The 9,576-nt window shown below is 72.0% G+C and carries 10 protein-coding genes and 1 pseudogene; 4 read left to right on the forward strand and 7 right to left on the reverse strand.

All coding sequences use genetic code 11. The features are described 5' to 3' along the window. Positions 1-272, reverse strand: a pseudogene (locus ACFU99_RS20795) (alpha/beta hydrolase); the annotation flags it as partial. 102 nt (positions 273-374) lie between these two features. Here ACFU99_RS20795 and ACFU99_RS20800 point away from each other — a divergent pair. After that, complete coding sequence (locus ACFU99_RS20800; RefSeq protein WP_384394107.1) at positions 375-1,529, forward strand: adenosine deaminase; 1,155 nt, start codon at positions 375-377, stop codon at positions 1,527-1,529. Positions 1,530-1,666: 137 nt separating this feature from the next. Beyond that, complete coding sequence (locus ACFU99_RS20805) at positions 1,667-2,092, forward strand: ATP-binding protein (RefSeq protein ID WP_384394109.1); 426 nt, start codon at positions 1,667-1,669, stop codon at positions 2,090-2,092. Between the two features lie 281 nt (positions 2,093-2,373). Here the strand turns inward: ACFU99_RS20805 and ACFU99_RS20810 are convergent, their stop codons facing one another. Further along, positions 2,374-3,426 (reverse strand): helix-turn-helix transcriptional regulator, encoded by a 1,053-nt coding sequence (locus ACFU99_RS20810; RefSeq protein ID WP_384394111.1) that lies wholly within the window; start codon positions 3,424-3,426, stop codon positions 2,374-2,376. Positions 3,427-3,557: 131 nt separating this feature from the next. Here ACFU99_RS20810 and ACFU99_RS20815 point away from each other — a divergent pair, with 131 nt between their 5' ends. Next, entirely contained in the window at positions 3,558-3,956 is a 399-nt protein-coding gene (locus ACFU99_RS20815) for a VOC family protein (RefSeq protein ID WP_384394112.1), read from the forward strand. Positions 3,957-4,065: 109 nt separating this feature from the next. On the opposite strand, the gene ACFU99_RS20820 is transcribed toward ACFU99_RS20815, so the two are convergent. The 5 genes from ACFU99_RS20820 to afsQ1 all read right to left on the reverse strand — a co-directional run bounded on the left by ACFU99_RS20820 (position 4,066) and on the right by afsQ1 (position 8,336). Beyond that, complete coding sequence (locus tag ACFU99_RS20820) at positions 4,066-4,272, reverse strand: PspC domain-containing protein (protein WP_384394114.1); 207 nt, start codon at positions 4,270-4,272, stop codon at positions 4,066-4,068. A 122-nt stretch (positions 4,273-4,394) separates the two neighbouring features. Further along, positions 4,395-4,958 carry a VanZ family protein gene (locus ACFU99_RS20825; RefSeq protein ID WP_384394119.1) on the reverse strand — a complete coding sequence of 188 codons (564 nt, stop codon included), beginning with the start codon at positions 4,956-4,958 and terminating at the stop codon, positions 4,395-4,397. Positions 4,959-5,296: 338 nt separating this feature from the next. Further along, entirely contained in the window at positions 5,297-6,001 is a 705-nt protein-coding gene (locus ACFU99_RS20830) for a hypothetical protein (RefSeq protein ID WP_384394116.1), read from the reverse strand. Next, positions 5,998-7,596, reverse strand: a complete 1,599-nt coding sequence (locus ACFU99_RS20835; RefSeq protein WP_384394120.1) for an ATP-binding protein — start codon at positions 7,594-7,596, stop codon at positions 5,998-6,000. The genes ACFU99_RS20830 and ACFU99_RS20835 overlap by 4 nt, the downstream gene beginning before the upstream one ends. A gap of 62 nt (positions 7,597-7,658) precedes the next feature. Then, entirely contained in the window at positions 7,659-8,336 is a 678-nt protein-coding gene (gene afsQ1, locus ACFU99_RS20840; protein ID WP_363135135.1) for a two-component system response regulator AfsQ1, read from the reverse strand. Positions 8,337-8,634: 298 nt separating this feature from the next. Here afsQ1 and ACFU99_RS20845 point away from each other — a divergent pair, with 298 nt between their 5' ends. Beyond that, positions 8,635-9,396 carry a SigE family RNA polymerase sigma factor gene (locus tag ACFU99_RS20845; RefSeq protein WP_384394118.1) on the forward strand — a complete coding sequence of 254 codons (762 nt, stop codon included), beginning with the start codon at positions 8,635-8,637 and terminating at the stop codon, positions 9,394-9,396. Positions 9,397-9,576 lie beyond the last annotated feature (180 nt).

The raw sequence follows: 9,576 nt of genomic DNA on the forward strand, positions 1-9,576 counted from the left end.
CACTCGGCGTCCCGCGCCGGATGGGCCGAGGCGCCGTTCCACCCCCGGAAGCGGTAGTGCACGACGTGGACGACGAGCCCTTCCGGGCGGCCCGCGCGCGCGATCCGCCGCGCGAGCGGGCGCATGGCGACGGACGGCAGGGGGGAGGGGCGGCGGGTGCCGGACGCTTCGCCAGTGGGAAGTAACAGGGCGACGCCGTGCACGGGTCCGGCCGTTCCGACGGGCTTACCGAGCCGAGCTGCACCGCGCTCCGGCAGAGCTTCCTGAGCCATGCAGAAACGATGGCAGAAGGAGCGCGCGAGTCCACCCCGGCGACGGGTCACCGTTACGTATCGTTCGCCGATGTCTACGCGCGTAGGCGCTAAAGTGCCCGGATGACGAGCCAGCCCGCACTCCCCAGCCCCGAGCAGATCCGCCGCGCGCCCAAGGTGCTGCTGCACGACCACCTCGACGGCGGCCTGCGCCCCGGTACCCTCATCGACCTCGCCCGCGAGACCGGCTACGACGGCCTCCCCGAGGGCGATGCCGACAAGCTCGGCGCCCTCATCCGCCAGGCCGCCGACTCCGGCTCCCTGGAGCGCTACCTCGAAAACTTCGCGCACACCTGCGCTGTCATGCAGACGCGTGACGCGCTGGTCCGCGTCGCCGCCGAGTGCGCCGAGGACCTCGCGGCGGACGGCGTCGTCTACGCCGAGGTCCGGTACGCGCCCGAGCAGCACCTGGAGCGCGGCCTGACCCTCGACGAGGTCGTCACGGCGGTCAACGAGGGCTTTCGCGAAGGCGAACGCCGGGCCAGGGAGAACGGCCACCGCATCCGCGTCGGTGCGCTGCTGACCGCCATGCGGCACGCCGCCCGCGCCCTGGAGATCGCCGAACTCGCCAACCGCTACCGCGATCTGGGCGTCGTCGGCTTCGACATCGCGGGCGCCGAGGCCGGCTTCCCGCCCACCCGCCACCTCGACGCCTTCGAGTACCTCAAGCGGGAGAACAACCACTTCACCATCCACGCGGGCGAGGCGTTCGGCCTGCCGTCCATCTGGCAGGCGCTCCAGTGGTGCGGCGCCGACCGGCTCGGCCACGGCGTGCGGATCATCGACGATATCGAGGTCGCCGAGGACGGCACGGTCAAGCTCGGCCGGCTCGCCTCGTACGTACGGGACAAGCGCATCCCGCTGGAGCTGTGCCCGTCCTCGAACCTCCAGACGGGCGCGGCCGATTCCTATGCCGAGCACCCGATCGGGCTGCTGCGGAAGCTGCGATTCCGCGCAACCGTAAATACCGATAACCGACTTATGAGCGGCACGAGTATGAGCCGGGAATTCGAGGAGCTCGTCAAGGCGTTCTCGTACACGCTCGACGACATGGAATGGTTCACCGTCAATGCGATGAAGTCCGCTTTCATTCCTTTCGGTGAACGACTGGCGATGATCAACGAGGTCGTCAAGCCGGGCTACGCCGAGTTGAAGTCCGAGTGGCTGTTCCGTCAGACGGCCGCGGAACCCGTGGTGAGCAGTGGTTTCACCGCCTAGCGCGCGAGCGCCCAAATAGCCGAAGCAGGGTCGGGATTTCAAGTCCCGGCCCTTTTTCGGTGCTTGCTACCCCCCTGGCCGCATGACTACGTTGCAGTGCCGCTCCATACCTACCCCGTCATGAGGACAGAATTCTGATGAAGCAGGGAACCATCAAGACCCTCGGCGTCGCCGCTCTCGGCGCCGCGTTCGCCGCCACCGCCGCCGGCACCGCCAGTGCGGCCGGGCCCGTCGAGACGGTCGCCCCCACCGTCGCGGGCGCCGTGCAGGCCATCCCCGGCGAGACGCTCGGCCAGTTCGTACCGGGCGGCGCCCAGGCCCTGCCCGCCGCACAGGGTGCGGTCGGCACGGTCGCCACCGTCGTTCCGCCGGTCGCCGACCAGGCGCTGGAGACGACGGCCGACCGCGGCGCGCAGGAGCTGCTCGGCGGCCTCCCGGCCACGCGTCAGCTGGCGGGCAGCCTGCCGACGGGCGCGGTCGCGAAGACCCTCCCCGCGACGGTCGGCGGCGCGGCCATGGGCGCCGTTCCCGGCGCCGGGCTTCTCGGCGGCCTGCCGGTCTGACCTCCGTCTTTCCGGAATCGCTGGTTGGGCCTGTGTCGGTCGGGCCTGTGTCGGTCGGGTCTGTGCCGGTCGGGCCTGTGCCGGTCCGGCGTCTCCGGTTCGACCTGGCCGGTCCGACCTCGCCAGTCTGGCGTCCCCGGTCCGGCGTTCCCGGTCCGTCCCCGCGGTCCGGCCCCTTGTTGGTCACGGCTGTGGCCCGCGCCGCTCTGTGCCGGTGAGTCCGGCCCGTTCGCGATGAATGCCCGGCCGTGCGCGCCCGGCGGTTCCGTCTCGTCGCTCTCCTACGAGGGAGGCGGGAGCCGCCGGGCCGAGGCCGTGAGCCGCTCGGCGAAGTCCTCGACGAGGCCGCGGAGTTCATCCGGCCGCTCGACGGCGAACGGCAGGTCGAGCGAGGCGAGGACGGCGGGAAGCCAGTCGAGCCGCTCCACGCGCAGTTCCGCGCGGCACCAGCGCCCGCCCTCCGAAGGCGGCAGTTCCTCCACGATCGCCACGCTCGCGGGCAGCCGGGCGCGGATCTGCTCCACCGTTCCCTGGACGCGTACGGTCACCTCATGCCGGTACGGGGCCGTGACCAGGCTCATCAGGAGGCGTTGCGCCGGGTCGGCGTCGGCGGGCGGTTCGAAGGCGCCGGGGAGGGTGCGGACGTCGGCGATGCGGTCCAGGCGGAAGGTCCGGTCCTCGTCGGCCGAGGGGTCCGTGGCCGTCACGTACCACTTGCCCGCGTGGGCGACGACCCCGTACGGGTGCAGGGTCCGCTCGCTGCGGCGGCCGTCGCGCGCGGTGTAGCGGACCGAGACCGGCCGGCAGTGGTGCACCGCGTCGGCGATGGGGAGCAGGACCGCGGGGTCCGGGGCGGCGGAGGCCCTCCCCGGCGGCGGCTCCGTGAAGGCGAGGGAGCCGAGCACGGCGTCGAGCCTGCGGCGCAGCCGCTCGGGCAGGACGCGCCGGATCTTGGCCGCCGCCGTCTCGTTCGCTGTCTCGTTCGCCGTCTCGGCTGCTGTTCCGCTCACTGTTCCGCTCGCTGTTCCGCTCGCCGTGTTCGCGACCGCCGTCAGTCCCGACCGGCGGCCCATGGCCAGCCCCAGCAGCACGGCGAGCGCCTCGTCGTCGCTCAGCATCAGCGGCGGGATGCGGAAGCCGGGGGAGAGCCGGTAGCCGCCGTAGCGGCCGCGCACCGATTCGACGGGGATGTCGAGATCGATCAGGTGCTGGGCGTAGCGCCGTACGGTGCGCTCGTCGACGCCGAGCCGGCCGGCGAGTTCGGAGACGGTCCGGGTGCCGCCCGACTGGAGGAGTTCCAGCAGGGACAGGACGCGGGCGATGGGTCGGGGCATGCCGGAAAGTCTCCCGCATATACCGGGCGGGTTCCGTCCGGTATTGGACGTAGCGTCGTCTCCGTAAGCACCGAACGGCACAGCCGTGAGCACTGAGTACGTGAGCACCTAACGGCACAGGAGAAACCCCCATGGACTTCGTCTCCGTCCGCATCATCACGGGCGACGTCGCCCGCCTCGTCGACTTCTACGAGCGCGTCACCAAGACGCCCGCCGCCTGGGCCACCGAGGACTTCGCCGAGATCAGGACCGCCTCGGGCACCCTCGCGATCGGCAGCACCCGCACCGTCCCGCTGTTCGCCCCCGGCTCCGCCGAACCGGCCGCGAACCGCAGCGCCATCCTCGAATTCCTCGTCGACGACGTGGACAGCCTGTACGAGAACCTGAAGGGCGAGGTGACGGAGTTCGTCAACAAGCCCACCACGATGCCCTGGGGCAACCGCGCGCTCCTCTTCCGCGACCCCGACGGCAACCTCGTCAACTTCTTCACCCCGGTCGCGCCGGCCGCCATCGAGAAGTTCCGCCGCTGAGATTTCGGTCGCCGGGAACGTACGGCTACGGGCCGCACCCCACAGGGGATGCGGCCCGCCGTCACGTACCCCGTATTGCTGTATCTCTACGGAGAGTGACCGTGATCATTCACCAAGCCGTCTTGCGGTACTCGTCCTCGGAGGGCAGCAGCACCCACAGCGCGAGGTAGATCAGGAACTGCGGGCCGGGCAGCAGACACGAGAGCAGGAAGATCACCCGCATCGTCGTGGGCGTGGTGCCGAAGCGCTGGGCCAGACCCGCGCAGACACCGGCGATGACCTTGTTCTTGCGGGGTCGGACCAGTGGAGCGGACATGATGGCGACTCCTTGTCGTCAGTCGTCAGTCGTCTGTCGTCTGTCGTCTGTCGTCGGTAGAACGCCGGGAGCGTTCTCCCATGTCTCCACGGTAGGGCGGTGACCTGCGCCGAGCCGTCCCACTACGGGGCCGTCTTGACCCTGGGGATCGTGGGGGCCGAGGCGTGGTTCCCCTCCTCCCGGCGGAGGGGGCGCGGCCGGGGGCGGTCATACCGGCGGCGGAGCCTGGCCCGTACCAGCGGCACCACCGCCAGATGGGCGACGGCCACACCCGCCGAGTTCAGCAGCAGCTCGTCCACGTGCAGCACCTGGCCCGCGACGCCGCTCTGCACCAGTTGCAGGGTCAACGAGATCATCACCGCCGCGAAGACCGTCCGGGACAGCGACATCAGCGGCGCCACCGCCAGCCGCCCGCCGGCCAGCGGCAGCAGTACGCCCAGCGGCGCGAGCAGCAGCATCGATCCGCCGATCGCGCACGTCGCCTCCCAGGCGCCGAGCGCCAGATCGGCGCGGATGGTGGCCAGCGGCTCGGGGCTCGTGGCGGTCACCCAGGGCGCGGTCAGCGGGCGCAGGGTCAGCCAGCCGACGACGAGGAGATGGGCGGCCACGAGGACGAGACCCACGGCGCGGTAGCGGTATCGGAGGGCGGTCGAACCGCCGTAACCATGACCCTGCACGCCTCCCATGACGCGTGGTGCGGTGGCCGCGGTTCCGTCCGCCGCCACAGAGAGTCAGGATGCGACCGGCGGGTCGGGGCGCGATCGGTGGGGCGTCGGGAGGGGGCGGCGGGTCATGACGCGCCTGGCGGGTCGTGGCGCGATCGGTGACGCGTGACCGGAGCGGTGCGGCATGACGGAGGCGGCGAGCCGTGGCGTGACTGGCCGGCCAGGGCGCGACCGGCGCGTCATGACGGGGACCGGTGCGTCATGACGCGCCCGGCGGGGGCCGTGGCGCGGGCGGCCGACCAGGAAGCTGATCGGTCGGCCAGGAAGCTGATCGGCTGGTCAGGAAGCTCGTCGGACGGTCAGGAAGCGACCGGCGCGCCCGTCGGCGCGGACTGCGGGCGGGAACGCATCTCGTCGGTGCATTCGTAGCGGCGCGGCTTGTTGTCGTCCGGTCCGCCCAGCAGCACGCCGCGGCCGCCGTCGGCCGCCGCCGTCCCCGCGAAGGTGCATACGAGCTGCCCCAGCGCGGACGGCGGCAGTTCCTCCGGCGACCGGCTCAGCCGCAGTGCCGCCGACGGGTCGTGCTCGCGCGGCCCCGAGACCGACAGCCCGGCGGGTACGTCCGTGGAGAACCCCGCCTCCTCCTCCGAGGCCAGCGGCGGCTGCCGCAACTGTTCCAGCAGCGCCCCGGCCACCCGTACCGGGTCCTCGGCCGCGTCGCCCTCCGGGAGCCGCACCGTGCGGGTCACCGGCAGCAGCTGCGACGCGCACACCAGGTAGACGGAGACCGCCTGGCCGTCGTCGGGTGCGCTCTCCCCGCCGCCCGCCCGTACGACGCACGTCGCCCGCGACGGGGCGCTCCCCGCGTCCACGGGCACCGACGTGCCGCGGATCCCGCACCCGGCGAGCAGCAGGGCGGCGAGACCGAGGGCGGAAGCCTTGGCCGCCCGGCGCGGCGCCCCCGTGCCCGTACGGCCGACGGGGCCGCCGGAAGCGCTACGAGCCGTACTGGCGGTACTGACGGTAGTGGCCGTACCGGCCGTACGAGCCGTGCCCAGCCTCATCGGTCGCCGCCCTTCCCCGAGCCGTCGCCCGGCCCCTCGCCGTCCCTGTCCCCACCCCTGCTGTCCCCACCCCTGCTGTGCCCGTCTTCGCCGGCCGCCGGGTTCGGGGTCGGGGCCGGGCCCGCCGCCCCCTCCTCGCCGTCGTCCTCCGGCGAGAGCCGCGACGCGTCGCGCGGCAGTGTGAGCGTGAACACCGCGCCGCCCCGCGGCGAATTGGCGGCGGAGATCTCGCCGCCGTGGATGTGCGCGTTCTCCAGCGCGATCGACAGGCCCAGACCGCTGCCCTCCGACCGCGGCCGGGACGCGCTCGCCTTGTAGAAGCGGTCGAAGACGTGCGGCAGCACCTCTTCGGGGATGCCCGGCCCGTGGTCGCGCACCTCGATGACCAGGTCGTCGCCCTCGGTCCGGATGGCGACCCGTACCGGGGAGCCGCCGTGCTTGAGGGCGTTGCCGATGAGGTTGGCGAGGATCACGTCGAGGCGGCGCGGGTCGAGCCGCACGATGATGCCGCGCGCCGCGTCCAGCTCCACCGCGTCCAGCCAGGCCCGCGCGTCCACGCAGGCCGTGACCTGGTCCGCGACGTCGACGGAGTCCAGGACCAGGCGGGCGGTGCCCGCGTCGAAGCGGGTGACCTCCATGAGGTTCTCGACGAGGTCGCCGAGGCGCCGGGTCTCGCTCACGACCAGTTCCACGGCGGGTCGGATCATGGGATCGAGGGACTCCGCCTCCTCCTCCAGGACCTCGGTCACGGCGGTGATCGCGGTCAGCGGGGTCCGCAGCTCGTGCGACATGTCGGCGACGAACCGGCGGCTGGCCGCCTCCCGCCCGCTCAGCTCCTCGACCCGCTTCTCCAGCGACTCCGCGGTCTTGTTGAAGGTCCGCGACAGGTCGGCCAGTTCGTCGGTGCCCGAGACCCGCAGCCGGGTGTCGAGCTTGCCCTCGCCGAGCCGCCGGGCCGCGTCGCCGAGCCGCTGTACGGGCCGCAGCACCGTGGAGGCGGCGGCCTGCGCGAGCAGCGCGGAGCCGATCAGCGCGAGGCCGGTGGCGATCCCCAGCGACCAGGCGAGCGAGTTCAGGTCCTGCCGCTCGTTCTCCAGGGACTTGAGCAGATAGCCGGTCGGGCCGCCGCCGATCACCTTCGCGCCGCCCACCAGGTACGGCGTGCCGTCGAGCGTGATCCGCTGCCAGTACAGGTGGTACGGGTACCGGTTGGACTCGGTCACCGGCCGCTGCCGTACGACCGCGGCGCGCAGCGACTTCGGCACGACCTTCAGCGTGAACAGGTCGCGGTTGGAGGGCGCGGCGCAGTCGCGGCCGCCCTGCACGGCGCCGATCAGCAGCACCTCGTACTTCTGGGTGGTGTCCGCCATCCGGTCCGCGGCCTGCTGGAGCTCGGCGCAGGTCGGCGTGGGCGGCAGGGCGGCCGTGTTGTCCTGGAGGGACTTGCGGAAGTCGTCGAGCGCGGCGTCCTGGGTACGGGTGAGGACGGCGTCGCGGTTGAGCCAGTACGCGATGCCGGACGCGGAGACCGCGGCGGCCAGTGCGACGAGCGCGAAGACCAGCATCAGCCGCAGCCGCAGGCTGAGCCAGCGCATGCTGCGCTGCACGAACCTACGGGCGGCGGCCCGACGGCCCCGTACCCGGCCGGACTCCTCCGTCACGAAGGGGTGTCCAACCGGTAGCCGACCCCCCGGACCGTACGGATCAGCGTCGGGGACGACGGCACGTCCTCGACCTTGGCGCGCAGCCGCTGCACGCAGGCGTCCACGAGCCGCGAGTCGCCGAGGTAGTCGTGCTCCCACACCAGCCGCAGCAGCTGCTGGCGGGAGAGCGCCTGGCCGGGCCGGCGGCTCAGCTCCAGCAGCAGCCGCAGCTCGGTCGGGGTGAGCTGGAGATCCTCGCCGTTCTTGGTGACGGTCATGGCGGACCGGTCGATGACCAGCGTCCCGAACGACGCGGAGTCGCTGGACTCGCGCTCGCCGCGGCGCAGCACCGCGCGGATACGGGCGTCCAGCACCCGCCCCTGTACGGGCTTCACCACATAGTCGTCCGCGCCCGACTCCAGGCCCACCACGACGTCGATGTCGTCGTTGCGCGCGGTGAGCAGGATGATCGGCAGCTGATCGGTGCGCCGGATGCGGCGGCACACCTCAAAGCCGTCGATGCCGGGCAGCATCACATCCAGCACGATCAGGTCCGGGCGCTGCTCGCGCAGCAGTTTCAGACCGTCCTCTCCCGTCGCCGCGGTCACCACACGGTGACCCTGGCGTGACAGGGAGAGTTCGAGGGCCGTGCGGATGGCGTCGTCGTCCTCGATCAGCAGCAGGTAGGGCACGTTGGTCATTCTGGCCTACGTCAGGCTGGGAGTTCGACCGTAGAACCGCTCCCATCCCGCACCGCTCCTTGTGGTGCGCGGGTGACGGACGGCGGACGGGCCGGTTCCGTGCGCCCCCGTGCCGGGTGAATTCCCGGTGACCGGACCGCGTGTGACCCTGCCGGGCGGCCTTGTGACGCGCCTGTGACAGACGCCGGACAGCGCGATGAAACTGGCCCGGCATTGTTTTGGCCATCGGACAGAACGACCGTCCGATACACCGACTGACCGAGCTGGCTCCATCGACGGGGGGCGCGACATGAACACACTGCACAGCACCACGACCAGCGCAGTCATTCGCACGCGCCTGCACGACGCCGTACGGAGCCCGGAGAAGTCCGGTGCCGTGAGCGGGCGGGGGTGCGCTCGCGGCACCGGACGCGGACGGCCGCCGTACATGGTGGCCATCGACGCGACCGTGTACGGGGAGGCCGCGGGGGAACCGCGGGGGACCGGGACCGAGCGGGCCGAGCAGGCCGAGACGCCTGCGCGGTCGGACGCCGAAGCGGCGTTCACCGCCTACGTCCAGGAGCGCCGGGCCTCTCTGTACGCGACCGCGTACCACCTGACCGGCGACCGCTTCGAGGCGGAGGACCTGCTCCAGAGCGCGCTGTTCTCCACGTACCGCGCCTGGGACCGGATCACCGACAAGGCGGCGGTCGGCGGCTATCTGCGCCGCACGATGACCAATCTGCACATCAGCGCCTGGCGGCGGCGCAAGCTCAACGAATACCCGACCGAGGAGCTGCCGGAGACGGCGGGCGACCACGACGCGATGCGCGGCACCGAGCTGCGCGCCGTGCTGTGGCAGGCCCTGGCCCGGCTGCCCGAACTACAGCGCACGATGCTCGTGCTCCGCTACTACGAGGGCCGTACGGACCCGGAGATCGCGGAGATACTCGACATCAGCGTCGGCACGGTCAAGAGCAGCATCTGGCGCTCGCTGCGCCGGATGCGCGACGACGAGGCGCTGAGCCTCGGCCGTGACGAGGAAGAAGCCTTCGGCGAGCTGGTGGCCTGAGGAGAAGGAAAGAGGGGGAGAAGCGGGGACCGGAGGGGGAACGGGGGCTCCGGGAAAGTACGGGGGAATGCCGCGGGTGTCGGGGGACGCTCGTACAGTCCGTACGGCCCGTACAGCAGGACCGACGGGGGAATCGGGGGAAACAGGAGCGGGGCCGGACAGCCGGGGGGTCTGTCCGGC

Origin of the sequence: Streptomyces sp. NPDC057654, assembly GCF_042800135.1 — a bacterium.
Lineage (GTDB): Bacteria > Actinomycetota > Actinomycetes > Streptomycetales > Streptomycetaceae > Streptomyces.